This window comes from Pseudazoarcus sp. NS20 (assembly GCF_059703745.1).
This window is the reverse complement of record NZ_BAAKIY010000001.1, coordinates 711,510-737,345: the sequence shown is the minus strand read 5'-3', so window position 1 is coordinate 737,345 and position 25,836 is coordinate 711,510. Positions and strand designations below refer to the sequence as shown.

Below are 25,836 nucleotides of genomic sequence, written 5' to 3'. Positions count from 1 at the left end.
CCCATGAGTGACGGCACTGTTCATTTCGCCATCGAGGCCGGTGTGGCCGCGGTGACATTCGACCGCCCGCAGGCGCGCAACGCCATGACCTGGGCCATGTATGCCCAACTCGGCGAACTGTGCGAACGCCTGCGTGACGACACGTCCGTTCGCGTGGTCACCTTCCGCGGCGCCGGCGGCGAAGCCTTCGTGGCCGGCACCGACATCGAACAATTCCGCGATTTCGACGGCGACGCCGGCGTGGATTACGAACGCAAGATCGACGCCTGCATCGGCCTGCTCGAAGGCCTACCGATGCCCACCGTGGCCATCGTCGAAGGCTGGTGCGTCGGCGGCGGGCTGGCGATTGCCACCGCCTGCGACTTCCGCGTGGCCACACCCAACGCACGCTTCGGCCTGCCGATTGCCCGCACGCTGGGCAACACCCTGTCGATTCCCAACCTGGCACGCCTGACCGAAGCCTTCGGCCAGCAACGCCTCAAGCGCATGCTGATGCTGGCCGAAATGCCCGACGCGGCCGAGGCACTGGCATGCGGCTACCTGCAGCAGGTAAGCGAGGCCGCCGAACTCGACGCAGTGGCCGCCAAACTGGTGTCGCGCCTTGCCGCGCTGGCCCCAATCACGCAGCGCACGGTGAAAGAAGGCATGCGCCGCCTCACCAACCACAGCCTGCCCAACGGCGAAGACCTCATCCACGCCTGCTACGGCAGCGAAGACTTCCGCGAAGGCGTCGACGCCTTCGTAGGCAAACGCAGCCCGCAGTGGAAAGGTCGCTGAGCACACAGCCGCCCTGTCGTCATTGCGAGGAGCGCAGCGACGGGTAGAGGCGCAGACCGTAGGGCGCAATAAGCGAAGTGCATTGCGCCGTATTGGCCAATCATCCGGCGGATTACGCTGCGCTAATCCGCCCTACGGGAATGGCATTGCCATTCTGGAAGGCGCCCCCCTTCTGAGCCGCTGAGCGTAGAGTGCTCGCAGCGAAGGAACCCCGAAGGGGCGGTGAAGAGGGCGGGCTCGATGCTTCCTTTCTTGCCGCGCAGCAAGAAAGGAAGTCGCCCGCCGAGGCGAAATCCCGACCGGTCGAGGCATTCAGCAGCACAAGCCCCGCGAGACGGCATGTGCCTATTTGATCCACCCAACCCCATCACGACAATGAACAAGACTCTCGATTTCCGCAGCGACACCGTCACCCAGCCCTCGCGCGAAATGAAGCAGGCCATGATCGATGCCCCGCTCGGCGACGACGTGCTGGGCGACGACCCCACCGTCAATCGCCTGCAGGACATGGCCGCCGAACTGCTCGGATTCGAGGCCGCGCTGTTCGCCCCGAGCGGCACGCAGACCAACACCATCGCCATGATGTGCCACTGCGCACGGGGCGACGAAGCCATCGTCGGCCAGCACTGGCACACCTACCGCTGGGAAACCGGCGGCATGGCCGTGCTCGGCTCGATCCAGCCGCAGCCATTGGAAAACCAGCCCGACGGCACCATCGCACTCGGCGACATCGAAGGCGCCATCAAGATCGACGACCCGCACTTCGCACGCACGCGCCTCGTCGTGCTCGAGAACACCACCGGTGGCAAAGTGCTCCCGCCCGCCTACATGCGCGAGGTGCTGGCGCTGGCCAAACGCCGCGGGCTGGTCACCCACATCGACGGCGCGCGTCTGTTCAACGCTGCGGTGGCGCGCGTCGAGCAGGATGGCGGACACCCGATGGACCGTGCGCACGAAATCTGCGCCGGCTGGGATTCACTGTCGCTGTGCCTGTCGAAAGGCCTCGGCGCGCCGGTCGGCTCGCTGGTGCTGGGCAGCAAGCCCTTCATCGCCGAAGCCAAGCGCGTGCGCAAGATGCTCGGCGGCTCGATGCGCCAGGCCGGCATGCTGGCCGCCGCGGGCATCTACGCACTGGAGAACAACGTGCGCCGCATGGCCGACGACCACGCCAACGCACGCCATCTGGCCGATGGCCTGCGCCAGGCCGTGGCTGGCAACACCAAGCTCGCCGGCAAGGTCGAGGTGCCGGACGCCAACACCAACATTCTGTTCATCGACGTCTCGCCGGAAATTTCCGACGCCCTTCTTGCCCACCTGGGCAAGCACCGCATCAAGGTCTCGGGCGGGCCGTATCAGTCGAGCACGAAGAAGGTGCAGCGCGTGCGCTGGATCACGCACCTGGATGTCACGCGGGAGGATGTCGAGCGCGCCGTCGAGGTGGTGGCTGCGTTTTGAGGGTGCTCGCGGTGAGCACGGCTGGGCGGCACGGCTCGCTCCCGCCCAGCCCAGCCCAGCCCAGCCCAGCCCAGCCCAGCCCCTTGAGCGCGCGCTCATTTTTTGAGCCAAGTCCAACGGGGATTTGCTGTGCTAGGGGAGTTCGTTGCTTTGAGCTTGACCGGCCGGGAGTTCGCCCCGGCGGGCGACCCACTTTCTTGTCGCGCGACAAGAAAGTAGGCAAAGAAACGCGCCCTCCTCGCCGCCCCTTCGGGGTCCCTTCGCTTCGAGCACTCCCGGCGGCCGGCCTTGCAAACTCGCGTGCCGCTCAAACAGCAAGGCCGGAGAGCCCCGCCGTGAGCACTCTGCGCTCAGCGGCTCAGAAGGGATGGGTACACACGACGTGCGCTGAGGCGGAAGCCATTTTCTTTGGCGCTGCGCCTCTACCCGTCATTGCGAGCGCAGCGCGGCAATCCAGTGACTCTGCCACTTGCACGCGCTGCGAGATTGCCGCGTCGCTGCGCTCCTCGCAATGACGGTAGAGCGGTTGTGCACTCGGCACCTCTGCGCTTCCGAATGGCACTACGAACAAACCCAAAGCCCAACCCAACTACCCAAAAAAAAACGTGCCGCACCGCGCGCACCCATCCTCCCCTCAGAAGCGCCGAGCGCAGGGGGATTTCGACGGAGTTGTCCGGTCCTGCTGCTTGAGCGAAGCGAGTTCAGGACCGGCCGGCGAAATCCCACGAAGCGAGGGAACCCCGAAGGGGCGCGGATGCGGGGTGCACTCAATGCCTACTTTCTTGTTGCATCACAAGAAAGTAGGTCGCCCGCCGGGGCGAGTCCCGGCCAGTCAAGCCCTACACAACGAACTCCCCCAAAAACAGCCCAAAACCACAAAGCAGCCAAACCAGCCCGGCCCATACTCACGAGCACAAAAAAACGCCACGGTCTCCCGTGGCGTTTTCCTATTCATCGCAACCGCGATCAGAACTTGTCCGTCACAGCCCCTTCGGAAGCAGAGCAGGCCGTCTTGGCGAACTTGGCCAAGGCGCCACGCGTGTAACGCGGCGGCATCGGCTTCCAGTTGGCGCGGCGGCGCTCCATTTCGGCGTCGTCGATGTGCACCGTGATCACATCGTTGTCAGCATCGATGGTGATCTTGTCGCCGGTCTCAACCAGCGCGATCGGGCCACCCTCCGCCGCTTCCGGCGTGATGTGGCCGACCACGAAGCCGTGGCTGCCGCCCGAGAAGCGGCCGTCGGTGATCAGTGCCACGTCCTTGCCCAGGCCCTTGCCCATGATGGCCGAGGTCGGGCTGAGCATTTCGCGCATGCCGGGGCCGCCCTTGGGGCCTTCGTAGCGGATCACCAGCACGTCGTGCGCCACCACCGTGCCGTCGAGGATGCGGTCAAGCGCTTCCTCTTCGGAGTGGAACACGCGCGCGTTGCCGGTGAACTGCGTGCCTTCCTTGCCGGTGATCTTGGCCACCGCGCCACCGGGGGCGAGGTTGCCGTAAAGGATGCGCAGGTGGCTGTCTTTCTTGATCGGCTTGTCGAGCGGGCGAATGATTTCCTGACCGGCCGGGTATGGCGCGACGCTGGCGAGGTTCTCGGCCAGGGTCTTGCCGGTGACGGTCATGCAGTCACCGTGCAGCATGCCGGCATCGAGCAGAATCTTCATCAGCGGCTGAATACCGCCGATCTCCACCAGCTCGCTCATCATGAAGCGGCCTGACGGGCGCAGGTCGGCCAGCAGCGGGGTGCGCTTACCGATTTCGGTGAAGTCATCCAGCGACAGATCCACGTCGCACGAATGCGCCATGGCGATCAGGTGCAGCACGGCGTTGGTCGAGCCGCCCAGCGTGATGATTACGGTGATGGCGTTTTCGAAGGCCTTGCGCGTCATGATGTCGCGCGGCTTGATGTCGAGGTCGAGCAGCTTCATGACGGCTTCGGACGCGCGGCGGCAGTCTTCCATCTTGTTGCTCGACACGGCGTTCTGCGCCGACGAGCCCGGCAGGCTCATGCCCAGCGCCTCGATGGCCGAGGCCATGGTGTTGGCGGTGTACATGCCGCCACAGGAGCCGGGGCCGGGGATGGCGGTGTCTTCGACGTCCTTCACTTCCTTCAGCGTCATGGTGCCGCGCGCGTGGGCGCCGACTGCCTCGAACACCGAGATGATGTCGGTGTGGTTCTTGCCCGGCTTGATGGTGCCGCCGTACACAAACACCGACGGGCGGTTCAGGCGGGCGATGCCCATGATGCAGCCCGGCATGTTCTTGTCGCAGCCACCGATGGTGACCAGGCCGTCAAAGCCCTCACAGCCGGCTACCGCTTCGATGGAGTCGGCGATGATCTCGCGCGACACCAGCGAGTACTTCATGCCCTCGGTGCCGTTGGCGATACCGTCGGAGATGGTGATGGTGTTGAAGATCACGCCCTTGCCGCCGGCCGCATCAGCGCCGCGCGCAGCTTCTTCGGCGAGGCCGTTGATGTGCATGTTGCACGGCGTGACGTTGCTCCAGGTCGAGGCGATGCCGATCTGCGGCTTCTTGAAATCCTCGTCGGTGAAGCCCACGGCGCGCAGCATCGCGCGGCCGGGCGCCTTGCTGATGCCGTCGACGACTTCGGCGGAATACTTGCGGCGTTTGTCGGTGGTCATGGCGTGTTCCTGAACGGGTTGATCGATTGCCGCAGGCCTGCCGCGACAAAACACCGGATTTTACCGAAAGAGTCGGCTTCGAGCCGTGAATTGCAGCCGTTAACGCAAAAGGCCGGGCTCACGTCCCGGCCTTTCGTCATGCGGCGGCGAATGCCTCAGGCAATCGAGACGACTTCGATCTCGAAGGTCAGGTCCTTGCCGGCCAGCGGGTGGTTGGCGTCAACGGTGATCGACGCTTCTTCGATGCCGATCACGCGCACCGGCACCGGACGGCCATCGTGCGTCTGCATCTGCAGTTGCTGACCGATTTCGAGCTGGATCTCGGCCGGGATGTTGCCGCGCGGCACTTCGATCACGCCTTCGGCGCTGTGCGGGCCGTAAGCTTCGCCCGACGGAATCTGGGCGGTGGTCTTCTCGCCCGCGGCGAGGCCGGTGACGGCCTTCTCGAAGCCGGGGATCAGCTGGCCGGAGCCAACCTTGAACTCGAGCGGATCTTTGCCGACCGAGGAATCAAACACCGTGCCGTCATCAAGCTTGCCGGTGTAATGAACGCGGATGGTATCGCCGTCTTTGACTTGTGCCATGAGCACCTCCTGTATGCGTGCGTGAGCCGAAACTCCACCGTTTGCGCATGCGGCGGGTGAAGCACGTAAGGGCAATACCATACAGCAACCGCCCCCACATGGCTAACCCGCGGGCGGTCAGATGACGGCATGATCACTCGTTTTCGACGTACATCGCGGCAGAAATCGTCTGCTGCATGCACGCCGCTCAGACGGCCTCCTGCGCCTCCTCTTCACGCATCATCCAGCGCGGAAAGGGGTCGTCGAAGTGCTCCCACGCACCCGGCCCGGCGGCCATCTCCGCGTCGCTCAGCAGGCAGGCATCAAAGCCGGCACGCAGCGCCGCTTCGTCCATGCCCATGCCGATCATCACCAGCTCCTGCTGGCGGTCACCAAAGGGCTCGACCCATCGCGCGCGGACGTTGGCCAGGCTGTCATCATCCTGCGGCCAGTGCTCGCGCGGCACGCCGGCCCACCACAGGCCGCCCAGCTCATGGCGCGTGAGCGCACCCGCCTGCGACCAACTGCCCACCAGATCAAGCCGGCTGGCGAGCCAGAAGTAGCCTTTGGAGCGCACCACGCCGGGCCAGTCTTCGTTGATCCACCGGAAGAAGCGCTGTGGGTGGAAGGGGCGGCGCGCGCGGTACACGAAGCTCGCGATGCCGTATTCCTCGGTTTCCGGCGTGTGCTCGCCCCGCAGCTCGCGCAGCCAGCCCGGCGCGTTGGCGGCCTGCTCGAAGTCGAAGCGGCCGGTGTCGAGCACGCGCTCGAGCGGCACACGGCCGAATTCGGAATACACGATGTCGGCGCGCGGGTTGAGACCACGCAGCATGGCCGCCAGGCGCTCGCGCTGTTCATCGCTGACCTGATCGATCTTGTTCAGCACCAGCACGTCGCAGAACTCGATCTGCTCGACCAGCAGGTCGACCACCGCGCGGTTGTCCTCTTCACCCAGGCTTTCGCCGCGGTCGGCCAGAAAGTCGTGCGAGCCGTAGTCGCGCAGGAAGTTACAGGCGTCGACCACCGTCACCATGGTGTCGAGGCGCGCGATGTCGGACAGACTGCGGCCGTCTTCGTCGCGGAAGGTGAAGGTCTCGGCCACCGGCAGTGGCTCGGAGATGCCGGTGGATTCGATCAGCAGGTAGTCGAAACGCCCTTCGTCGGCGAGGCGGCGGATCTCCACCAGCAGGTCTTCCCGCAGCGTGCAGCAGATACAGCCGTTAGACATCTCGACCAGCTTTTCTTCGGCTCGCGACAACGCCGCACCGCCGTCGCGCACCAGCCGCGCATCGATGTTCACGTCCGACATGTCATTGACGATGACCGCCACCTTGCGGCCTTCGCGGTTGTTCAGCACATGGTTGAGCAGCGTGGTCTTGCCGGCACCGAGAAAGCCGGACAGCACGGTCACCGGCAGGCGGCGGAGGGCGGAATCAGGGGCAGTAGTCGTCATGAAAGGCTCCGGGAAAAGTCGTCACAAATGCGATGATATATTGTTGCATTCATGAATACGACCCCGGAGCGGGGAAGAAGCCTCGCGGCTCAGTCGTCGAGGCGTTCGAACAGCACGTCCTGCGCGCCCTGCCACAGCACCTTTTCGCCCAGCGCACGCAGGTGTTCGCGCCCTTCGACGATGGTCAGGAAGTGGTTGCCCGCCAGCGGGCCGAGCTTGCTGGCGAAGCTGCAGGCGCCGTAGGCCAGGATGACCTCGGTTTCGCTGTAGCCGCCGGGGTAGAACAGCACCTCGCCCGGAGCCGGATGGGCGGTGGCGTTCTCGAAGCCAAAGCCCGGCTCGAAATCACCCAGCGGCACCCAGCAGCCCTCGCCGCTCCAGCGCACGTGAATCAATTGCGTGCGCCACGGCAGCAGACCGAGAAAGGCCGCGACGGTCTTCGGCGCTGCAGCCACCGTCTCGGCCACGAAAACCTGCTCGCCTGCGGTGATGCGGATGCGCGCCATGCTCACTTGCGCCCGATGAGCTTGCCCAGAGCGGGCGACAGGCCTTTCCAGTCTTTCACCGGCGGCGGCGCGTAACTGCCGGCCGAACCGCCACGCGGCGCCAGCGCGGCGAGTGATTCGGCATGACGCACGGCGCTGGAAACGCCATCGACCACCGGCACCGGAATGCGGTCGGCAATGGTGCGCGCCAGACCGGCCAGCGGTGCACCGGCGATGATGATGACGTCGGCGCCGTCCTCGCGGATGGCGGCCTCGCACAGCGCCAGCAACTGCGGACCCATGTCGGCCTGCACGGTGCCGATATTGGGCAGCGCCTCATCCAGGCAACGGATGCTGGCAAGCCGGCTCGACAGACCGTGCATGTCGACCGTCTCCTGATACCAGGCGCGGATGCGGCGCGAGATGGCGACAATCGAAAAACGCCCGCCGAGCATGGAGGCGCTCATCAGCGCGGCCTCGGTCATGCCCACCACGGGAATCGGCAGCATCTCGCGCGCGGCCGCGAGGCCAGGGTCACCGAACGCGGCGACGATGGCGGCATCGTGGCCCGCGTAGTGCTCGGCCAGTTCGTTGAGCACGGCAAAGCCGCCCACTGCGGCTTCGGCACGCGTCTCGATGTAGGCCACGCCGAAGGGCGCGGTGCGCATCGTCAGCTCGGTGTTGGCGGCGATGGTACGACGCGCTTCAGCCTCAATCAGGTCGGTGACGCTTTGCGAGATGTTGGGGTTGATGATGAGGAGCTTCATGTTGCGTGGTTTCCTTTCAGACTTGCGCGCGGGCACGTGCCCACAGCGCTTCCGAGGCGGCCTGCGCGTCGACGAGGATGGCGTCCTGATCGGCGTGCACCAAGCGCCCGCCTTCGACCACCACATCACCATCGCACACCACCAGCGCCACGTCGCGGCCCTGCGCACAGTGCACCAGATTTCCGAGCGTTTCGATGTGCGGCACGAGATGCGGGCGGCGGAAATCGAAGGCCACCAGATCGGCCTTTTTGCCGAGCGTGATCGAGCCGATCTGGTCTTGCAGGCCGAGCGCGCGGGCACCGTTGATGGTGGCCATTTCGAGTACGTGATGCGGCTGCCAGAAGTCGTCGATGCGCTCTTCCTGGATGCGGCCGACCATCAGCGCCCAGCGCATCACCTCGATCATGTCGCCATGCATGTTGTCGGTGGCCAGCGCGATGTTGGCACCGGCGCGGCGCAGCCGGCTGGTGGGGGCGATACGCCCGCCCTGCGCGTTGCCGCGCGGCACGTGGGCGACGTTGATGTGCGCCCGGCCGATGCGCTCGAGATCGCTGTCCGACACGTACATGCAGTGCGCGGCGGTGTAGCGGTGGTCGAGCAGGCCCACGTCCTCGATGAGCTCGGTCGGCGTCATGCCGTCACGCTCCTGCACGCGGGCATTTTCCTTGCGGCTTTGCGACAGGTGGCCGTTCACGTTCACGCCGAGGCGGTCGCGCTCGGCCGCAACTTTCTTGAGCAGCGTGCGCGAGCAGGTGTCCGGCGCATGCGCGGCGAATTCGAAGCCCAACCGGCCGTCGAACTTGCCACGCCAGCGCTCGCACAGCGCCACGGCCTCACCCAGCGTCTTGTCGCCGATCTCGTCGCGGTGCTCCCACACGCCTTCATGCACGCGCGAGAAATCCACGTCGTGAATGCGCCCGCAGGTGATCACGCGCATGCCCAGCTCGCCCATTGCCGGCAGGGTAAGGTCGGCATGCACGTAGCTGTCATTGATCAACGTGGAGCCGAACAGCAGGCACTCGGCGGCGCCAAGGCGCGCCAGCGCCACGGCTTCTTGTTCAGTGACTTCGTGGCCGTGCGGCACGCCGGGCGTGTAGGCAGGCGCGAAGCCCATGTCTTCGGCCACACCGCGCACCATGGTGAGGATGGTGTGGGTGTGCACGTTGACGAAGCCCGGCGTGATGACGTGGCCAGTGAGGTCCAGCGTGCGCCGTGCCGGCGGCAGCGGCTTGGCCGGGTCGCGCGCGGCGACCTCGGCAAAGCGGCCGTCGCGCACCACGATCAGCGCGTCGGCGATCTCGCCCAGCGCGGAGTCGACCGTGACCACGCGCGCGCCATGAATCACCAGATCGGCAAGTGCTGCGGTCATGGCGTAGTCCTCAGAAGCCCAGCGCCTTCGGCAACCAGGTCACCAGCGGCGGATACACGATGCACAGGCCGAGCACGACGAACTGGAAGATCACGAACGGCATCGACTCGCGCACCAGCGTCATCATCGGCACCTTGGTGATGCCGCTCATGACGAAGTACAGCACGCCCACCGGCGGCGTCATCATGCCGATCACCAGGTTGAACATGAACAGGAAGCCGAACCACAGCGGATCGATGCCGTAGGCCACGGCCACCGGCGCGAACAGCGGCACCAGCATGATGTAGGCAGCGTTGGACTCGATCAGCATGCCGACGAAAATCAGCAGCAACATGGTCAGCAGCACATACACCATCGGATCCGAGGTCATGGCCTGGATCCAGTCCGACAGCATCATCGGCACCATCTCGATGGTGAACACGAAGGTCACCGAGGCGGCGAAGGCGATCAGCGCACCGACCATGGCCGAAGTGACGGCCGCGCGATACAGGCAACCCGGCAGATCGCTCAGTTTCAGACGACGCGTGACCACGAAGCCGATGACAGCCGAGTACAGCACCGCAATCGCCGCACCCTCGGTGGCGGTGAAGATGCCGCCGACGATACCGCCCACCACGATCACCGGCATCAGGATGATGACGATGGCGCGGCGCGCCTGCGTGAGCACATTGCGGATGCAGAAGGCATCACCGGTCAGCGCGTATCCGCGCTTCCACGAGATGTAGCTGGCGATCAGCATGAAACCGATGGCCAGCAGCACGCCCGGCACGATGCCGGCCATGAACAACCCGCCCACCGACACCGTGGAGCCGGCCATCAGCGCATAGACGATCATCGCGTTCGACGGCGGAATCACCGGGCCAAGGTTGGCCGCCGAGGCGATCACCGCGCCGGCGTAAGCGTCCGGATAATACTTGCGCAGCGACGGCACCAGCGTGCTGCCCATTGCCGAGGCGCTCGCCACGGCGGCACCCGACACCGACGCCAGAATGGTGCCCGACACGATGGTGACGTGGGCCAGGCCACCATGCACGCGGCCGATCAGGCTGTTCGCAAAGCCGATCAGGCGGTCCATGATGCCGGCGCGCACCATCAGCTCACCCGCCAGCATGAACAGCGGGATGGCCATCAGCGGGAAGCTGTTGACCGCATGCATCATGCGCTGCGGCATCACCACCAGCTCGAAGTCGAGCAGGTACAGCGCCGCCAGCGAGCCGAAGCCGAGCGCAAAGGCCAGCGGCATGCCGAACACCGCCAGCGCGAGAAACAATCCGATGGCAACCCACGTCATGAGACTTCTCCTTCCCAGGTGCGCGAGCCACCCCAAGCCAGCAACGCCAGATGCAGCAGTGAATGCGCGCCCGTCACCAGCACCGCCAGATAATAAATACCCGAGGAAATCGGCAAGGTCGGCATCAGCTCAGGCCAGCGATCCACGGTCGCCACCCAACCGCCGAACATCACCATGACCATCAGCAAGGAGCCCAATCCAGCCATGATGCGGAAGAGCTTCTCTTGCGTCATGAGGGGCATCATGCGCACGAACAGGTCGATGCCCACATGCACGCCGTGCTTCACCCCATGCGGAATGGCCAGGAAGATCGCCCACACGAAGAACAGGCGAGAGAGCTCGTCGGCAGAGTCGATCGACGAGCTGAAGAAATAGCGCATCACCACTTGAAGCGACACCAGCGTAGCCATGCCGGCCATCGCAGCGACGATGCCCCAGTACGTCACGGCGTCGATGCCGCGAACAATACGCTTGAACAGTTGAAATGCCCCGCCGCCGGGAGGCGGCGGGACAACCGCAACCCCGCCCGGGGGCGGGGCCACAGGGGCGGAGTCGGGTTGATCAATCACTTGGCGGCCTTCGCTTCTTTGATGACGAGATCAATCACGGACGGATCGACGCGCTTCTTCAGATCTTCGACGATGCTGGACGTGGCTTCGCGCAGTTCTTCACGCGTGGCGGCATTGATGGGCGTGAAGGTCATGCCCGAAGAAATCAGCTTCTCTTTCCACTCAGCCTCTTCGACAGCCGCCTGCTTGCGCTGCCACTGCATGGCTTCGGCCATGGCGGCATCGACGATCTCGCGGTGCTCGGCGGACAGACGCTCATAACGACGCTTGTTGGCCGCGACGTTGATGAAGTCGTAGAAATGGCCGGTGTCGGAGAGGTGCTTCTGCACTTCGTTGAAGCGACGGCTGGCGATGATGTTGTACGGGTTCTCCTGCGCGTCGAGCACGCCTTGCTGCAGCGCCGAGTACAGTTCCGACACGTCCATCGACTGCGGGTTGGCGCCCAGCGCACGGAACGTGGCCAGGTGCACTTCGTTGGGTTGCAGACGGATGCGCATGCCCTTGAAGTCGGCGGCCGAAGTGATCGGGCGCAGGTTGTTGGTGACGTGGCGGAAGCCCAGCTCACCGTAACCGAGGTTCACGAAGCCCAGCTTGGCCATCTTCTCGTCGAAGATCTTGCCGACTTCACCGTCCATCACCTTGAAGGCCTGCTCACGGCTGTCGAACAGGAAGGGCAGGCTCACCGCCTCGTATTCCGGCACGGTGCGCGTGAAGTAGGCGATCGACGTGAACACCGCGAAGATCGTACCCGAGCGCACCTGATCGACGTTCTCGGTGGCGCCACCCAACTGCATGGCGGGGAACAGATCCACCTGGATCTTGCCGGCCGAATCCTTCTCGACCTTCTCCTTGAACACTTCCATGGCGCGCGACACGCTGTGATCCAGCGGGAAGTTGCCGGCCACCCGCAGACGCTCCTGAGCGCTTGCGGTCGATGACACCATCACGCCCGCCGCCAGCGCGGCAGCCAAGGCTACGAGTTTGGTTTTTCCGAACATGAGTCTCTCCTCTTCAGACTGACGCACTCTTGCACAGCAAGAGTGTATGCAATATTTGATGCAGCCGACACGTGATCCATGTTTCTGGAAAACCTGCCGTAAGTACTTGCTTAGCAAGCATGGTGCCAGAACCTCCTCCACAACCGTCCAATGACGCAAACCCCTGCCGAAGCCTCTGAAATCGATGGGTATTCAAATTCACCCGGCGGATTGGCAGCACGTCTTTTTGAATACTTTGTATCCAAAACGCTGAACAGTTTACGCACTATAGACGTGCATATTGCGGGTGTAAATCTTTATCTTGGTGCATCCGGGCAGCCATGCAAGGCGCTGTTCGCGCCGCGCGAATCCCCTTTTCCCGGAAGGAAAAAAGCCTTGAGAGAACAATTTCAGGCACATCGAACGCATACAGAAAAATCCGTATCCTCCTGCGTACAAACTGCGTAAACTCTCCACACTCAGAACCTGCGCAGAGCACACAGAATGCAAGCCGAACCTCAGGACAAACCCGACGTCGAGGACATCGCCGAGCGCATCACCACCGCGATCATGGAGCACCGCCTGCCCCCCGGCATCAAACTGGCGGAAGAGCGACTGGCCACGGCGTTCCACGTCAGCCGCACCAAGGTGCGCCAGGCACTGACCATGCTGTCGCGCGAAGGGCTGGTGAAGCTGCACCCCAACCGCGGCGCCTTCGTGGCCAGCCCGTCGGTGCAGGAAGCCATCGACCTCTTCGCCACGCGTCGACTGGTTGAGCCGGAAATCCTGCGCAACGTCATCGCCCGTGCCAACAAGGCCGACATCAAGCGTCTGCGTGCCCACACCGCGGCCGAGGAAGAAGCCCGCCAGAGCGGCGACCGCCGCGCCATCATCAAGCTATCCGGCGAATTCCACATGCTGCTGGCCGAAGTGGGTGGCAACAGCTTCATCGAAAAGCTGATGGCCGAACTGTGCCCGCTGACCTGCCTGATCATCGCGCTGTACGACGCACCGCAAACCCCCGCCTGCCCGGAAAGCGAGCACGTGGCGATCATCGACGCCATCGAGCGCAAGGATGTCGCCGAGGCCACCCGGCTGATGACGCACCACCTGGAGCACGTGCAGAAAGAACTGCGCCTGGGCCAGACCGACAAGCAGGATATCGACTGGGATCAGATGTTCGGCTGAGCGCCCGGCTCAGCCTGCGCGGCGCTGCAGCAGCAACTGCACCAGCGCCGTCATGGCCAAGGCGGCCAGCACCGCCAGCGGAAACGTCAGCCACGCGGAGAACTGCGGCAGCATCAGCGCCACCGTAAGGCAGAACGCCATCATCGAGAAGCATCCCCACGCGATGCCTCGCAGCAGCACCACCACGAATGCCGCGCCCGCATTGCGGTGCGAGAACACCGCCAACACCGTCGCCAGCATCGGAAACGCCGCCAGCACACCCGAGCCGCGCGGCCCGATGACTTCGGCCAACCACGTGATGAACAACACCAGTGCCGCGCCGCACACCATGCGCAGCGGCAATTCGAAACGCACCGCACGCGGCGGCGCTCCGGCTGGCGGCGCCTGCGGCAAAAAGCGCACTACAAGCAGCAAAATGCCGGCGCTCACTAGCGCATGCAGCCACACCGGCCCCGCCCACAAGGTGGCGAGCCACGCACAGCTGCCGTACACCAGATAGGCCACCGCCAGACTCAACGGCCAGTCGTGGCGCACGGCCATCCACGCGTACGTCAGCACGTAGGCCGCCAGTGCGCCAATGCCGGCCACGGTGGCGGCTGCAGCCTCGGCGGCAAACACCGGCGAGCGTTCGATGGACAGGAAGATGAGGATCGGCCCCGCCACCACCGGAAAGGACGACAGGCGCCCGGCCACCGTGGCGCCCCAACGGCGACCTGCCAGACTGACCAACAACACGATCAACGGCACCAGCCCCAGTTTCAGCAACAGCAACACGGCAGAACCCCACGGCAGAAGAAGGCCGGCGCCGGCAGAACGCCGACACCGAATTGAGGCAGGCCAGTCACGCAGGCAATCCGCTCAGCGCAGACGATACAACGCACGCAGTCCCTCGCGCACCTCGAACGCAGCCTGCACGTCCTCCGCCGTCGAGCGGCGATGCGCACGCGCCGTCGCCGCTGCGGCTGCACGCGCTGCGGCCTCGCCTCCAAACGTCAGGCACCGCGCGCGACCAAGCACCTTGCCCGCCACCATGGTCAGCGCCACATCGGCCCCGCGGGCGCGCTGCATCACGGCGTCGAGCAGCGGCATGTCGGCATCGCGATACGGCCCTTCGATGCGCGCCAGATTCAGCGCCATCATGTCGGCGGCCATGCCGACGGCGATACGGCCGGTGCAATCTTCGACGAATGCCGCGCGGGCCGCATCGGTGGTGACCATGCGCAGCAGATCCGGGGCATGACGACGCGAGGCGGCGAAACCGTCACGGCGCGCCAGCAGATCGGCCAGATGCAGTTCCGTGAGCAAATCTTCGTCATCGGAAAGCGCGCAGTTGTCGGTGCCCAACGCCACCGGCACGCCGGCCGCCTGCAACGCAGCGACGGGCGCCAGGCCGTTGCCGAGGCGCAGATTGGAGCCGGGGTTATGCACCACCGAGGCGCCGGCACGGGCGATCTCGTCGATGTCGTGCGCATGCGCGTGCACGCAATGCGCCAACGTCGTGCGCGGCCCCAACGCGCCCATCTGGCGCAGTGCCCGCATTGCGCCTTCGGGGTACAAACGTGTGGCCACCGTGCGCTGCGTGGGCGATTCCAGCGCATGCAGGTGCACACCCAGGCCGTGTTCGGCCGCATCACGCGCCAACGCGGTGAGCAGTTCGTGAGACACCCATTGCGGCCCGGCCGGGCCGTAGGCCAGCGTGACCAGCGGATGTGCGCCGTAATCGGCCTGCAGTCGGCGCATCAACGCAATGGTGGCCGCAGCGTCGCCGGCATAGGCTGGCGGGCGCGGCGCCCGCACGGCATGTGCCGCAGCCGGGCTCAGCGTATCCAGAAAGGCGGCAGCTTCGTGACCGGGATAGACGAGCTCCCCTCGGTCCATCGCGCCCACACAGAAGGTCACGCGCAAACCGCACTCGATATAGGCGTCGAGGGCCGCGCGCACTTCGGCTTCGTAATTGCCGCTGCCGTAGCTGTAATTGGCGTGCACCGCACAGGTGACGCCGTTCTTCAGCATCTCCAGCGCGGCCAGCCGGGTCAGTGCGCCGGCATCGGGCGCGCCACGCGCACGGCGCCGGGCGATCCACGGCTCCAGCGCGTCATCGGGATAGCCCAGCAGCACCTGACTGATGCCACGCCCGTGCTGGTGGGCATTGATCAGCCCCGGCAACAGCAGGGCATCGGGCAGATGAAGGGTGTCGATGCCGTCGGCCGCAAGCCCCGCGACCGGACCGACGGCATCGATCCTCCCGTTCCGCACCCGCACCGCCCATCCCGCCTGCACCTCGCCCGCCGTGTCGGCGAGGAGGTACGCGGGGCAAAGCAGTACCGGTTCGGTCACTGCCCGAACATCACACCAGGCAGGAACAGCGCCACCTGCGGGAAGGCGATCAGGATGGCGACCATCAACAACATGATCAGCGTGAAGGGCATGACGCCCCACACCACATCCATGACCGACCCCCCGCCAGGCCGCACGCCCTGCACCACGAACAGGTTCATCCCCAACGGCGGCGTGATCAGCGAGACCTCCATCATCAGCACCAGGAACACGCCGAACCACACCGGATCAATGCCGAAGAACAGCACCACCGGCATCACGATGGGAATGGTCATGATCATCATCGACAGCGTCTCGAGGAAGCAACCGAGGATCAGGTAGAACAACACCAGCAACAGCAATACCTGCAGCTGCGTCGCGCCGGTTTCGGCAACCATGCCGGTGATGGCCTGCGGAATGCGCAGCACACCCATGACGAAGGACAGCAACTGCGCGGCCAGCACGATCAACATGATCATGGCCGTCACCCGCACCACGGTCAGCAGCGATTCGTTGAGCATGCGCAGCGTCAGCCGCCCGCGCGCCGCCACCAGCACCAGCGCGGCAATCACGCCCACTGCAGCAGATTCGGTGGGCGTCGCCCAACCGGTGTAGATGGCGCCCATCACCACCGCAAAGATCATCAACGGAGGCAGCAGATCCTTCAGGCGCGACAGACGCTCGCACATCGGAACCGGCGGCAGCGCCTTCCCGCCGAGCGTGGGCCAGAAGGTGCAGGCCAGTGCCACGAAGATCATGAACAGCACCATCAGCAGCAAGCCCGGAATGACGGCAGCTAGAAACAGCTGGCCGATCGAGGTGTTCGACATCGAGCCGTAGATGATCATGTTGATCGACGGCGGGATCAGGATGCCGAGCGTCGCGCCGGCCGCGATGGTGCCCAGCGCGAGCCGCTCCGAATAGCCGTTCTGCTTCATCGACGGCAGCGCCACCGTGCCGATGGTGGCGGCGGTGGCCACCGACGAGCCGGACACCGCGGAGAACAAGCCGCAGGCGCCGATGTTGGTGTGCAGCAGGCCACCCGGCCAGCGCCGGATCCAGTCCGACAGGGCGGCGTACATGCGTGCCGTGATGCCGCTTTGCACCAGGATTTCGCCGAGCAGGATGAACATCGGCACCGAGGTCAGCACAAAGTCGTCGAGGATGCTCCACATCTGGTTGCCGAACATGCCCAGCGTGGGCACGCCCAGATACAGGTATGCACCGAGAATGGCCACGGCGAACAGCGCCCCGGCCACCGGCAGGCCGATCAGCATCAAGCTCAGCATGATGCCGAAGCCGATGAATGCCTCTGCGATGGTGATCATTTGCCCACCTCGCCCACACCCGCGGCGCCATGCGCCTGCTTGGCTTCCTGGATTTCCTCGCTCAGCGAACGCACGCCATACCAGCGGTTGATGGCGCGCCAGTCACCCACCGCAAGGCGCAGGCAATGCAGGGCAATGGCCACCGCCACCAGCGCGAACAGCGCCATGCCGGTGACCCAGACGGCCTGCGGAATCCACAACGGCGTCATCAACGGCGTGCCCGACAGGCTGCCGAACTCCACGCTCTCAAGCATGGCGTGCAGTGCGCGCCACGCCAGAAAGCAGGCCAGAACAGCCATCACCAGCGCCGACACGGTGTTCACCACCGCGCGCAGGCCCGCCGGAAAGCGATCGATCAGTATCTCGATGCGCGTGTGCGCCCGTTCCAGCAGCGCATACGCAGCGCCGATGGCGGTCAGCGCCGCCAGCATGTAGCCGCCGTATTCGTCTGCGCCCTGCAGCGACACGTTGAAGAATCGCCGCAGCAGAATCTCGACCCCGATGGCCAAGGTGATCAGCAGCAGCGCGTAGCCGGCCAGCAGCGAGAAGAACCTCACCAGCGGGCCGCACCAGCGTTCGACAGGATTTCTTTGCATGAATCAGACTCCCGCAGCGGCGGCCGTGGCCACCGCTGCCTGGATGGAGGACGAGGCGTTACTCGATGACGATGCCCAGGGCCTTGCCGATGGTGTCGTTCCAGGTGGCCGAGCAGGTCTTCTCGACGGCGTTGCACGACTTCGCCCAGATCGGCAGCGTCACGGTGCGCGCCACTTCACGGATGCGTTCGCGGTCGGCATCGCTGACTTCCACCAGCTTCATGTTGAATTTCTTGTGATCGGCGCACGGCTCCGCGCCGATGTTGCAGTTGGTGGCGTCGCCGTTGGCTTCGCGGGCGACGTCCCACATGGCCGCTTCAAGTTTGCCGAAGGCCTTCTCGAGCGACTCCTGCTCTTCTTTCGAAAAGCGGTTCCACGCGTCGAGGTTGATGAAGTGGCCCTGCACCGAGCCCGAAACCGCCACCGGCAGGTAATGCGTGGTCACTTCCGGCCAGCTGCCCGAGTTGGCCGACGTCGGCGAAGTCACACCGCACGAGGCCACGCCGCGTTGCAGCGCCGTATACACCTCGCTGAACTGCAGCGTCACCGGGGTGGCGCCGAAGTGGTCGAGCAGCGCCGACATGGTCGGGGTGAAGCTGCGCACGCGCAGGCCTTTCAGGTCGTCCAGCGAAGCGATGTCCTTGTTGCAGAAGAACACCTGCGGGCCGAACGGCCACAGGGTCAGCACCTTGGCGTTGAAGCGCGACTGCAGGCGCTGATCGAGCACACCGCGATAGGCATCGACGGCCTTCTCCAGCGTTTCCATGTCGGTGGCGACACCCACCACGTCGATGCCTTCGAAGAACGGATCATCGCGCGAGGCCATGCCGATCTGCACCGACATCACGTCAAAGGCACCCGAGCGCAGCATGCGGAAGGCATCCGGCGCACGCACGCCCACCACGTCCATCGGGTTGAAGTTGACCGCCACATCCACGCCCGAGTGCGACTTCAGGTTCTCGAAGAACTCCTGCTCGACCGCCACATGCTTGACGTTCTGCGTGAAGTTGCCGGTCACGCGCAGGCTCTGGGAGGCATGCGCGGTGCCGACAAGGGCAGCGCCACACGCCAGGGCGGCGACAAGACGGGTCAAACGGTTGCTGCGGCTCATGAAGCTTCTCCTGAATGGTTGATGACCACATGTTCTGCAGGCCGAACCTTCTGGATACGGCCTGCCTGCAACATGGCTACCGCAAGCTCCGTGCCAACTTGTGCATACACGATGAAATACGAGACCTCCGCGCGCACCAGCCCCTTGAAAGCAGGGTGATTCGGTTCAAGGCGCCCAAACGGGCTCCTTATGTCGATTATTTTGCACACAATCGTGGACGCACTAATTGCACTACATGCGTGCAATCCGCCTACGAGAAATCCCCTTGTTGGTGCATGACGCCGCATGACTACAGGCTAAAAAGCCTGATCCTGAGCGATTTCCGTCACTTGAAGGCTCATCAATTCGAACTCAAGGGCGCTCACACCCACGACTCTGCACAGCACAAAGAGTGCGCTCGAACACCTTCACTTCTTTATTTTGTTCATTTTTTTGCATACAGTTGATAGCGCAGACACGTCGCAGCGAAAGCCCCGACCGACCCGTCTTGGTCCGCTTCTTGCGTAGCTGACGGTCATCCGGCGGCGGACCGTTCACCGCCGATTGCACAGAGAGCTCAACCGATGTCCGATACAAGAACCCTGCTCGGCGTACTGACGCCGTCTTCCAACACCGCCCTCGAACCGCTCACTTCCGCGATGGTTTCGGGCCTTGCCGGCGTCAGCGCCCACTTCTCGCGCTTCACCGTCACGCGCATTTCGCTGGATGACCAGGCGCTGGGCCAGTTTGATGATTCGAAAATTCTCGAAGCCGCGCGCCTGCTGGCCGACGCGCGCGTAAACATCATTGGCTGGAGCGGCACCGCCGCCGGCTGGATGGGCTTCGAACAGGATCGACGGCTGTGCCAGCGCATCGAAGAGGCCACCGGCGTGCGTGCCACCACGTCGATCCTGGCGCTCAATGAATTGATGGAGCACTCCGGGCGCAAGCGCTTCGCGCTGGTGTCGCCCTACACCGCAGACGTGCAGCAGCGCATCGTCGCCAATTACGCACGTGCCGGCTTCGAGTGCGTGGCTGAAAGCCACCTCGACATCTCCGAGAACTTCGCCTTCTCGGAAGTGGATGCCGACACCCTCACGCGGCAGGTGCGCGAAGTCGCCGCCGCCAAACCCGATGTCATCGTCCCGTATTGCACCAATCTGCGCTCGGCGCAGCTGGTGCCGCAGTGGGAAGCCGAGTTCGGCATCCCGGTGTTCGATACCACCGCCACCGTCGTGTGGTCGATGTTGCGCATGGCCGGGCAAGACCCGGCGCTTATCACCGGCTGGGGCCGGATGTTCCAGGAGGTGAAGTAATGGCTGAGTTCGACCTTGTGATCCGCAACGCGCGCTGCGCCACCGCAGCCGACGTGTTCAACGCCGACATCGGTATCATCGACGGCCGCATCGCGGCGCTCGCCACCGGCCTGCCCGCCGGGCGCGAAGAGATCGACGCGGCCGGCCGCTGGGTGCTGCCGGGCGGCATCGACGGGCATTGCCACCTCGACCAGCCGATGAGTGACGGCTCGCAGATGGCCGACGACTTCCTCTCCGGCACGCGCTCGGCGGCCTGCGGCGGCACCACCACCATCCTGCCGTTCGCCTGCCAGTTCAAGGGCCAGAGCCTGCGCGACGCGGTGGAGGATTACCACCGCCGCGCCGGTAACAAGGCGAGCATCGATTACGCCTTCCACCTGATCGTCTCCGACCCCACGCCGGACGTGCTCAACCGCGAGCTGCCCGAGCTGATCCGCGAGGGCTACACCTCGTTCAAGATCTACATGACCTACGACGATCTCAAGCTGTCCGACCGCGAGATCATCGACGTGCTGGCCGTGGCGCGCGACGAAGGTGCCATGGTGATGGTGCATGCCGAGAACACCGATTGCATCGCCTGGCTGACCGAACGCCTGCTCAAGGCCGGCAAGACCGCGCCGCGCTTCCACGCGCAGTCACGCCCGATGCTGGTCGAGCGCGAAGCCACGCACCGCGCCATCTCGTTTGCCGAACTGGTGGATGTGCCCATCCTGATCGTGCATGTGTCGGGCCGCGAAGCCATCCAGCAGATCCAGTGGGCGCAGAACAACGGCCTGCGCATCTACGGTGAAACCTGCCCGCAATACCTTTTCCTCACCGCCGACGATCTCGGCCTTGAAGGCGACGATCACAAGCATGGCGCCGGCTGCATCTGCAGCCCGCCGCCGCGCGACAAGGCCAACCAGCAGGTGGTGTGGGACGGGCTCGAGTCCGGCGTGTTCCAGGTGTTTTCGTCCGATCACGCGCCCTTCAAGCTGCACGGCCCCACCGGCAAGATGGCCGCCGGCCAGAACGCCAGCTTCGACCAGATTCCCAACGGCATTCCGGGCCTCGAAACCCGTTTGCCGCTGCTGTTCACGCACGGCGTGCTGTCCGGCCGGCTGGACATCAACCAGTTCGTGGCGCTCACCTCCACCAACGTCGCCAAGATGTACGGCCTGTATCCGAAGAAAGGCTCCATCGCCATCGGCGCCGATGCCGACCTGACGATCTGGGACACCGGCCTCAAGCGCCGCATCCACAACGACGACCTGCATCACGAGGTGGATTACACGCCGTACGAAGGCATTCCCGTCAGCGCCTGGCCCGCCGTGACCCTTTCGCGCGGCCGCACCGTGTGGCGTGACGGTGAATACCTGGGTGAAGCCGGCCACGGCCAGTACCTGCACTGCGAGCTGCCGACCCCGGCCCGGCCGAAGGTGCGCGGAGACGCAGCATGAGCCCCCCGGCCGGTGCGCGCAGCGTCGAACTTGCGGAGCGCCTGATCGCGGCATGGCGCAGCGGCCGGCCGCTGCCGGCCCATCACGCAGCCCACCTCGCACCACCGGACGACGCTGAAGCCATTGCCGTACAGGACGCGGTGGGCACGGCACTCGGCTGGTTCCCCGACGGCCAGCCCCGCGCGTGGAAGATCGCCTCGGTGCCGCCCACCGCGGCCCCGGTGCCCGACGCCTTCGTGCTCGATGGCCCGCAAAAGCTCAAGCGCGGCGAATTCCACACGCTGATCGGCATCGAGGTCGAGCTTGTGCTGCAGCTCGCCCACCCGCTGCCGGCCGGCTCCGATGAACACGCCGCCGCAGAAGCGATTGGCGGCGTGTTTGCCGCCATCGAAATCTTCGACGTCCGCGCCGAAGATTGGCGCGCCCTGCCGCGCACCTTCTTGCTGGCCGATCAGCAAATGCACGGCCGCCTGATCCTGGGCAGCGGCGTGCGCGACGGCTGGCGCCCCGAGTTTGCCGACACCGAGGTATGCCTGCGCGTAAACGGCAGCGAAACCCTGCGTCGTCGCGGCGGCCACGCCCTGGGCAGCCCGCTGGCTATCCTGCCGTGGCTCGCCAACCACGTCAGCGCCCGCAGCGAAGGCCTGCGCGCCGGCGACCTGATCGCCTCCGGCACCTGGACAGGCCTTTACGAAGCCAAACCGGGCGACTCCATCCACGCCAGCTTCGCCGGCATCGGCGAAGTCTCCGTCGACATCGCCGCAAGCTGAACGCCTGCTCGCAGCAAAATGCCGGCCGTAAACGCAGTACGGGTCAGCCCAAAGGGCTGACCCGTACTGATGATTCATTGGCGCGCCTGGCGCGATTCGAACGCACGACCCCTGCCTTCGGAGGGCAGTACTCTATCCAGCTGAGCTACAGGCGCTTGGCGACGAGTGTACTCGACGCAAGGGCCGCAAGCATATACCCGAAGCAGTGGGGCGTCCATCTGCACCGGCCACAAAGCACAGCCGAATCGCTATAATCCGCCCTTTGGCCCTCCCGCAAAAAGGATTCAGCATGTCGAACACCCGCACTCCGGCTGCCGCGCCGCAGCAACGCCGTTTCGCACTGCCTGCCGCCGCATTGCTGGCGCTGGTGCTCGCAGCCTGTAGCGACAAGCCGCAGGTGGACTACGAAGAGACCGCCAACCTGATCCAGCCCGTCGCGCGTGTCGAGCTGAAAGTGGCAGCGGCCGAAGAGTCCGCCGGTGATCGCGACGGCGAAACGGTGTACAAGTCGGTGTGCTCGGCCTGCCATGGTGCCGGTGTGGCCGGTGCTCCGAAGTCGGGTGATAACGCTTCGTGGGCTCCGCGTATCGCCAAGGGGCTGGATACGCTCGTGACCTCGGCCATCGACGGTATCGGCGCCATGCCGGCGCGTGGCGGCAACCCGAGCCTGACCGACGACGAAGTGCGTCGCGCCGTGATTCACATGGCCAACCAGGCCGGCGGCAAGTTCAGCGAGTAATCGCGCACCGACGCAGCAAAAAGGGTGGCCTTGGCCACCCTTTTTTGTTGGGCGCTCAGGTCTTGCGGTTCTTGAAAATGGCTTGCAGCGCAGCGGCGCGGGCGCGGCCTTCCTCGCGCGCTACGGGCTCGGTGGACTTGCGCCCGCCCACTTTGACGTCGTCGCCCATCTCGTCGATGAAGCGCGATGGCTCGCAGGCGCGCCACTCCTTGCCGGCCTTGCGCCGCTCGGCCCAGCTGATGGTGAGGCTGCGCTGCGCGCGCGTGATGCCCACGTACATCAGACGGCGCTCTTCATCGACCTTGTCCTCGTCGATGCTCGACTGGTGCGGCAGCATGCCTTCCTCGACGCCGATCAGGAACACGTGCGGGAATTCCAGCCCCTTGGATGCGTGCAGCGTGGCGAGCTGCACGCCGTCGAAATCGGGGTCATCCTTGTCGAGCATCGAAATCAACGCGATGGTCTGCGTCAGCTCGATCAGATCCTTGTCGTCTTCGTCGCCCTTGCGCGCCAGCCATTCGACGAAGTCGCGCACATTGCTCCACTTGCTCTCGGCCTCGCGCGAGTCATGGTGCTCGAACATCCAGACTTCGTAGCGGATGGTGGCCAGCATCTCTTCCAGCAGCGGCCCGGCCGGCTCACGCGAGGCGCGCTGGCGCAGCGTGTTGATGAAGCCGGCGAATTCGCGCACCAGTTCGAGCTGACGGGTGTTCAGATGCTCGGCCACACCCTCTTCGAACACCGCGGCGAACAGGCTCACGTGACGCTGCCCGGCATAGCCGCCGAGCGCCTCGAGGGTGGCGGCACCCACGCCACGGCGGGGCGTGGTGATGGCGCGAATGAAAGCGAGGTCGTCATCTTCATTCACCAGCAGGCGCAGCCACGAGATGAGGTCGCGGATCTCGGCTTTGTCGAAGAACGACTGACCGCCCGAGATGACGTAGGGAATCTTGTGGTTGCGCAGTTGCTGCTCGATCACGCGCGCCTGGTGGTTGCCACGGTACAGCACGGCATAGTCGGCAAAGCGCGTGTTGTGCTGGAAGCGGTGGGCGGAGATTTTCATCGCCACCGACTCGGCTTCGTGCTCGGCATCACGGCAGGACAGCGCCACGATCTGATCGCCAGGCCCGTGCTCCGACCACAGCCGCTTTTCGAAGAGCTTCTCGTTGTGGGCGATCAGCGTGTTGGCAGCGTGCAGGATACGCGCCGACGAGCGGTAGTTCTGCTCAAGCTTGACCACCCGCAGCTTGGGGTAATCCACCTGCAACTGCCGCAGGTTCTCGACGTCGGCACCACGCCAGGCGTAGATGGCCTGATCGTCGTCACCCACGGCAGTGAAGGCACCGCGCTCGGCCGACAGTTGCCGCAGCAGGCGGTATTGCGCACGGTTGGTGTCCTGATACTCGTCCACCAGCAGGTAGCGCAGGCGGTTCTGCCAGCGCGTGCGCACCTCTTCGTTGTCTTCGAACAGGCGCACCGGCAACGAGATGAGGTCGTCGAAATCCACCGCCTGATAGGCGCGCAGCGTGCGTTCGTACTCGGCGTAGGCCACGGCAGCGGCGGCGGCAATCTCGTTGTCGGCGAGCTGCGCGGCATCCTCCGGCGGAATCATGGCGTTCTTCCACGAAGATATCTGCCACTGGATCTGCTTGGCGATGGCCTTGTCGGCGTCCTTGGCAATCTCGGACACGATCTGCACGGTGTCCGACGCGTCGAGAATCGAGAACTGCGGCTTCAGCCCGCAATGGATGGCCTCTTGCCGGATGATGCGCACGCCCAGCGCGTGGAAGGTGCACACCGTCAGCCCCTTCGGCGTGCGCCCACCCATCAGATGGGCGACGCGCTCCTGCATTTCCTTGGCGGCCTTGTTGGTGAAGGTGATGGCGGCGATGTTGGCAGGGCTGATGCCGCATTCCTCGATCAGCCAGGCGATCTTGTGGGTGATGACGCGCGTCTTGCCGCTGCCCGCGCCCGCCAGCACCAGGCACGGGCCGTCGAGGTAGTGAATGGCTTCTCGCTGAGGAGCGTTCAGGTTGGCAGACATGGTTTCCAGAAGAAGCCGGGAGGATGATTGTGGCCGCCGGGCCACGCCCTCGAAATGACGCTGCCGCCCGCAGGCGACAGCGTTTTGATTCTACCCGATGCCAAGTGTGTGGCATGGCATACACAAAACCCCCGTGCCATGCAAACTGCCCGTATGATGCAGCTAAGACGTGTGCACCACGCAGGAGCAGTCGACATGAAAACCAATGCCCCATCCGCCGATCGCCCGCTGACCGAGCAAGAGCTTCTTGCGATGTCGGAAGACGATTACATGAACACGCAACAGCTCGACTTCTTCCGTGCCTTGCTGGAAAACATGCGGCAGGAAATCTTCGACAACGGGCAGGCCACGATCTCGCACATGCGCGAAACCGAAGCCACCCCGGACGAGGCAGACCGCGCCACGCAGGAAGAAGAGCACGTGCTGGAACAGCGCATCCGCGACCGCGAACGCAAACAGCTGCGCAAGATCGACGGCGCGCTCGACCGCATTTCCAACCGCACCTACGGCTACTGCGAAGCCTCCGGCGAGCCCATCGGCCTGCGCCGCCTGCTGGCCCGACCGACCGCCACGCTCACCATCGAAGAGCAGGAACGCCACGAGCGCGAAGAGCGCGTGTTCCGCTGATTCCCTGCATGCCCGCCTCGCTCACGCGCGACCG

At 64.9% G+C, this 25,836-nt stretch carries 24 protein-coding genes and 1 tRNA gene; 9 read left to right on the top strand and 16 right to left on the bottom strand.

From position 1 onward, the window contains the following. The first annotated feature begins 3 nt into the window (after positions 1-3). Complete coding sequence (locus tag AC6H0W_RS03490) at positions 4-777, top strand: enoyl-CoA hydratase/isomerase family protein (RefSeq protein ID WP_497575727.1); 774 nt, start codon at positions 4-6, stop codon at positions 775-777. Positions 778-1,152: 375 nt separating this feature from the next. Next, positions 1,153-2,232: a low-specificity L-threonine aldolase gene (gene ltaE, locus AC6H0W_RS03485; RefSeq protein ID WP_497575726.1), complete on the top strand. Its 1,080-nt coding sequence runs from the start codon at positions 1,153-1,155 to the stop codon at positions 2,230-2,232. A gap of 966 nt (positions 2,233-3,198) precedes the next feature. On the opposite strand, the gene ilvD is transcribed toward ltaE, so the two are convergent. From ilvD to AC6H0W_RS03440, 9 genes are all read right to left on the bottom strand, one after another. Further along, the gene (ilvD, locus tag AC6H0W_RS03480; protein WP_497575725.1) at positions 3,199-4,875 is read right to left on the bottom strand and encodes a dihydroxy-acid dehydratase; all 1,677 of its coding nucleotides are present in this window, start codon (positions 4,873-4,875) and stop codon (positions 3,199-3,201) included. Between the two features lie 155 nt (positions 4,876-5,030). Next, positions 5,031-5,459: an FKBP-type peptidyl-prolyl cis-trans isomerase gene (locus AC6H0W_RS03475; protein ID WP_497575724.1), complete on the bottom strand. Its 429-nt coding sequence runs from the start codon at positions 5,457-5,459 to the stop codon at positions 5,031-5,033. Between the two features lie 187 nt (positions 5,460-5,646). Further along, a complete protein-coding gene (zigA, locus tag AC6H0W_RS03470) occupies positions 5,647-6,891 on the bottom strand; it encodes a zinc metallochaperone GTPase ZigA (RefSeq protein ID WP_497575723.1) in 1,245 nt (414 codons plus the stop codon). A gap of 89 nt (positions 6,892-6,980) precedes the next feature. Continuing rightward, complete coding sequence (locus AC6H0W_RS03465) at positions 6,981-7,397, bottom strand: DUF3830 family protein (protein WP_497575722.1); 417 nt, start codon at positions 7,395-7,397, stop codon at positions 6,981-6,983. Between the two features lie 2 nt (positions 7,398-7,399). Next, positions 7,400-8,143, bottom strand: coding sequence for an aspartate/glutamate racemase family protein (locus tag AC6H0W_RS03460; protein WP_497575721.1), 744 nt, complete (start codon positions 8,141-8,143; stop codon positions 7,400-7,402). A 16-nt stretch (positions 8,144-8,159) separates the two neighbouring features. After that, positions 8,160-9,512: an amidohydrolase family protein gene (locus AC6H0W_RS03455; protein WP_497575720.1), complete on the bottom strand. Its 1,353-nt coding sequence runs from the start codon at positions 9,510-9,512 to the stop codon at positions 8,160-8,162. 10 nt (positions 9,513-9,522) lie between these two features. Continuing rightward, positions 9,523-10,803, bottom strand: a complete 1,281-nt coding sequence (locus tag AC6H0W_RS03450) for a TRAP transporter large permease (RefSeq protein ID WP_497575719.1) — start codon at positions 10,801-10,803, stop codon at positions 9,523-9,525. Beyond that, the gene (locus AC6H0W_RS03445; RefSeq protein WP_497575718.1) at positions 10,800-11,249 is read right to left on the bottom strand and encodes a TRAP transporter small permease; all 450 of its coding nucleotides are present in this window, start codon (positions 11,247-11,249) and stop codon (positions 10,800-10,802) included. The genes AC6H0W_RS03450 and AC6H0W_RS03445 overlap by 4 nt, the downstream gene beginning before the upstream one ends. A 119-nt stretch (positions 11,250-11,368) precedes the next feature. Next, the gene (locus AC6H0W_RS03440) at positions 11,369-12,370 is read right to left on the bottom strand and encodes a TRAP transporter substrate-binding protein (RefSeq protein ID WP_497575717.1); all 1,002 of its coding nucleotides are present in this window, start codon (positions 12,368-12,370) and stop codon (positions 11,369-11,371) included. A gap of 150 nt (positions 12,371-12,520) precedes the next feature. On the opposite strand from AC6H0W_RS03440, the gene AC6H0W_RS03435 reads away from it, so the two are divergent. Both AC6H0W_RS03435 and AC6H0W_RS03430 read left to right on the top strand, forming a co-directional pair. Further along, positions 12,521-12,817, top strand: coding sequence for a hypothetical protein (locus tag AC6H0W_RS03435; protein WP_497575716.1), 297 nt, complete (start codon positions 12,521-12,523; stop codon positions 12,815-12,817). A 36-nt stretch (positions 12,818-12,853) separates the two neighbouring features. Next, positions 12,854-13,537: a GntR family transcriptional regulator gene (locus AC6H0W_RS03430; protein ID WP_497575715.1), complete on the top strand. Its 684-nt coding sequence runs from the start codon at positions 12,854-12,856 to the stop codon at positions 13,535-13,537. A gap of 9 nt (positions 13,538-13,546) precedes the next feature. On the opposite strand, the gene AC6H0W_RS03425 is transcribed toward AC6H0W_RS03430, so the two are convergent. From AC6H0W_RS03425 to AC6H0W_RS03405, 5 genes are all read right to left on the bottom strand, one after another. Beyond that, positions 13,547-14,311, bottom strand: coding sequence for a hypothetical protein (locus tag AC6H0W_RS03425; RefSeq protein ID WP_497575714.1), 765 nt, complete (start codon positions 14,309-14,311; stop codon positions 13,547-13,549). Between the two features lie 84 nt (positions 14,312-14,395). Next, positions 14,396-15,874 carry an amidohydrolase family protein gene (locus AC6H0W_RS03420; RefSeq protein WP_497575713.1) on the bottom strand — a complete coding sequence of 493 codons (1,479 nt, stop codon included), beginning with the start codon at positions 15,872-15,874 and terminating at the stop codon, positions 14,396-14,398. Next, complete coding sequence (locus AC6H0W_RS03415) at positions 15,871-17,181, bottom strand: TRAP transporter large permease (protein ID WP_497575712.1); 1,311 nt, start codon at positions 17,179-17,181, stop codon at positions 15,871-15,873. Before AC6H0W_RS03415 ends, AC6H0W_RS03420 begins: the two co-directional genes overlap by 4 nt. Then, entirely contained in the window at positions 17,178-17,777 is a 600-nt protein-coding gene (locus AC6H0W_RS03410) for a TRAP transporter small permease subunit (protein WP_497575711.1), read from the bottom strand. The genes AC6H0W_RS03415 and AC6H0W_RS03410 overlap by 4 nt, the downstream gene beginning before the upstream one ends. A 58-nt stretch (positions 17,778-17,835) precedes the next feature. Beyond that, positions 17,836-18,888, bottom strand: a complete 1,053-nt coding sequence (locus tag AC6H0W_RS03405; RefSeq protein WP_497575710.1) for a TRAP transporter substrate-binding protein — start codon at positions 18,886-18,888, stop codon at positions 17,836-17,838. Positions 18,889-19,451: 563 nt separating this feature from the next. Here AC6H0W_RS03405 and AC6H0W_RS03400 point away from each other — a divergent pair. From AC6H0W_RS03400 to AC6H0W_RS03390, 3 genes are read left to right on the top strand one after another with little or no spacing between them, the layout of a single operon-like run. Continuing rightward, positions 19,452-20,183, top strand: coding sequence for a maleate cis-trans isomerase family protein (locus AC6H0W_RS03400; protein ID WP_497575709.1), 732 nt, complete (start codon positions 19,452-19,454; stop codon positions 20,181-20,183). Then, positions 20,183-21,622: a dihydropyrimidinase gene (hydA, locus tag AC6H0W_RS03395; RefSeq protein ID WP_497575708.1), complete on the top strand. Its 1,440-nt coding sequence runs from the start codon at positions 20,183-20,185 to the stop codon at positions 21,620-21,622. The genes AC6H0W_RS03400 and hydA overlap by 1 nt, the downstream gene beginning before the upstream one ends. Further along, positions 21,619-22,392 carry a 2-keto-4-pentenoate hydratase gene (locus AC6H0W_RS03390; RefSeq protein WP_497575707.1) on the top strand — a complete coding sequence of 258 codons (774 nt, stop codon included), beginning with the start codon at positions 21,619-21,621 and terminating at the stop codon, positions 22,390-22,392. The genes hydA and AC6H0W_RS03390 overlap by 4 nt, the downstream gene beginning before the upstream one ends. Positions 22,393-22,470: 78 nt before the next feature. Here AC6H0W_RS03390 and AC6H0W_RS03385 read toward each other — a convergent pair. Beyond that, positions 22,471-22,547 (bottom strand) — tRNA-Arg (locus tag AC6H0W_RS03385). Positions 22,548-22,681: 134 nt separating this feature from the next. Here AC6H0W_RS03385 and AC6H0W_RS03380 point away from each other — a divergent pair. Further along, positions 22,682-23,131, top strand: a complete 450-nt coding sequence (locus AC6H0W_RS03380) for a c-type cytochrome (protein ID WP_497575706.1) — start codon at positions 22,682-22,684, stop codon at positions 23,129-23,131. A 55-nt stretch (positions 23,132-23,186) separates the two neighbouring features. Here AC6H0W_RS03380 and AC6H0W_RS03375 read toward each other — a convergent pair whose 3' ends face one another. Beyond that, positions 23,187-25,175 (bottom strand): UvrD-helicase domain-containing protein, encoded by a 1,989-nt coding sequence (locus tag AC6H0W_RS03375; RefSeq protein WP_497575705.1) that lies wholly within the window; start codon positions 25,173-25,175, stop codon positions 23,187-23,189. A gap of 195 nt (positions 25,176-25,370) precedes the next feature. Here AC6H0W_RS03375 and dksA point away from each other — a divergent pair, with 195 nt between their 5' ends. Continuing rightward, positions 25,371-25,802, top strand: coding sequence for an RNA polymerase-binding protein DksA (dksA, locus tag AC6H0W_RS03370; RefSeq protein ID WP_497575704.1), 432 nt, complete (start codon positions 25,371-25,373; stop codon positions 25,800-25,802). Positions 25,803-25,836 lie beyond the last annotated feature (34 nt).

What these genes read in the sequence shown, in the direction of transcription:
- AC6H0W_RS03405 (WP_497575710.1), bottom strand. Translation starts at nt 18,888, where the DNA reads ATGAGCCGCAGCAACCGTTTGACCCGTCTTGTCGCCGCCCTGGCGTGT.
- ilvD (WP_497575725.1), bottom strand. Translation starts at nt 4,875, where the DNA reads ATGACCACCGACAAACGCCGCAAGTATTCCGCCGAAGTCGTCGACGGC.
- AC6H0W_RS03400 (WP_497575709.1), top strand. Translation starts at nt 19,452, where the DNA reads ATGTCCGATACAAGAACCCTGCTCGGCGTACTGACGCCGTCTTCCAAC.
- AC6H0W_RS03455 (WP_497575720.1), bottom strand. Translation starts at nt 9,512, where the DNA reads ATGACCGCAGCACTTGCCGATCTGGTGATTCATGGCGCGCGCGTGGTC.
- AC6H0W_RS03460 (WP_497575721.1), bottom strand. Translation starts at nt 8,143, where the DNA reads ATGAAGCTCCTCATCATCAACCCCAACATCTCGCAAAGCGTCACCGAC.
- AC6H0W_RS03440 (WP_497575717.1), bottom strand. Translation starts at nt 12,370, where the DNA reads ATGTTCGGAAAAACCAAACTCGTAGCCTTGGCTGCCGCGCTGGCGGCG.
- AC6H0W_RS03430 (WP_497575715.1), top strand. Translation starts at nt 12,854, where the DNA reads ATGCAAGCCGAACCTCAGGACAAACCCGACGTCGAGGACATCGCCGAG.
- ltaE (WP_497575726.1), top strand. Translation starts at nt 1,153, where the DNA reads ATGAACAAGACTCTCGATTTCCGCAGCGACACCGTCACCCAGCCCTCG.
- AC6H0W_RS03380 (WP_497575706.1), top strand. Translation starts at nt 22,682, where the DNA reads ATGTCGAACACCCGCACTCCGGCTGCCGCGCCGCAGCAACGCCGTTTC.
- AC6H0W_RS03435 (WP_497575716.1), top strand. Translation starts at nt 12,521, where the DNA reads ATGACGCAAACCCCTGCCGAAGCCTCTGAAATCGATGGGTATTCAAAT.
- AC6H0W_RS03410 (WP_497575711.1), bottom strand. Translation starts at nt 17,777, where the DNA reads ATGCAAAGAAATCCTGTCGAACGCTGGTGCGGCCCGCTGGTGAGGTTC.
- AC6H0W_RS03475 (WP_497575724.1), bottom strand. Translation starts at nt 5,459, where the DNA reads ATGGCACAAGTCAAAGACGGCGATACCATCCGCGTTCATTACACCGGC.
- AC6H0W_RS03465 (WP_497575722.1), bottom strand. Translation starts at nt 7,397, where the DNA reads ATGGCGCGCATCCGCATCACCGCAGGCGAGCAGGTTTTCGTGGCCGAG.
- AC6H0W_RS03415 (WP_497575712.1), bottom strand. Translation starts at nt 17,181, where the DNA reads ATGATCACCATCGCAGAGGCATTCATCGGCTTCGGCATCATGCTGAGC.
- AC6H0W_RS03490 (WP_497575727.1), top strand. Translation starts at nt 4, where the DNA reads ATGAGTGACGGCACTGTTCATTTCGCCATCGAGGCCGGTGTGGCCGCG.
- AC6H0W_RS03450 (WP_497575719.1), bottom strand. Translation starts at nt 10,803, where the DNA reads ATGACGTGGGTTGCCATCGGATTGTTTCTCGCGCTGGCGGTGTTCGGC.
- AC6H0W_RS03375 (WP_497575705.1), bottom strand. Translation starts at nt 25,175, where the DNA reads ATGTCTGCCAACCTGAACGCTCCTCAGCGAGAAGCCATTCACTACCTC.
- dksA (WP_497575704.1), top strand. Translation starts at nt 25,371, where the DNA reads ATGAAAACCAATGCCCCATCCGCCGATCGCCCGCTGACCGAGCAAGAG.
- zigA (WP_497575723.1), bottom strand. Translation starts at nt 6,891, where the DNA reads ATGACGACTACTGCCCCTGATTCCGCCCTCCGCCGCCTGCCGGTGACC.
- hydA (WP_497575708.1), top strand. Translation starts at nt 20,183, where the DNA reads ATGGCTGAGTTCGACCTTGTGATCCGCAACGCGCGCTGCGCCACCGCA.
- AC6H0W_RS03390 (WP_497575707.1), top strand. Translation starts at nt 21,619, where the DNA reads ATGAGCCCCCCGGCCGGTGCGCGCAGCGTCGAACTTGCGGAGCGCCTG.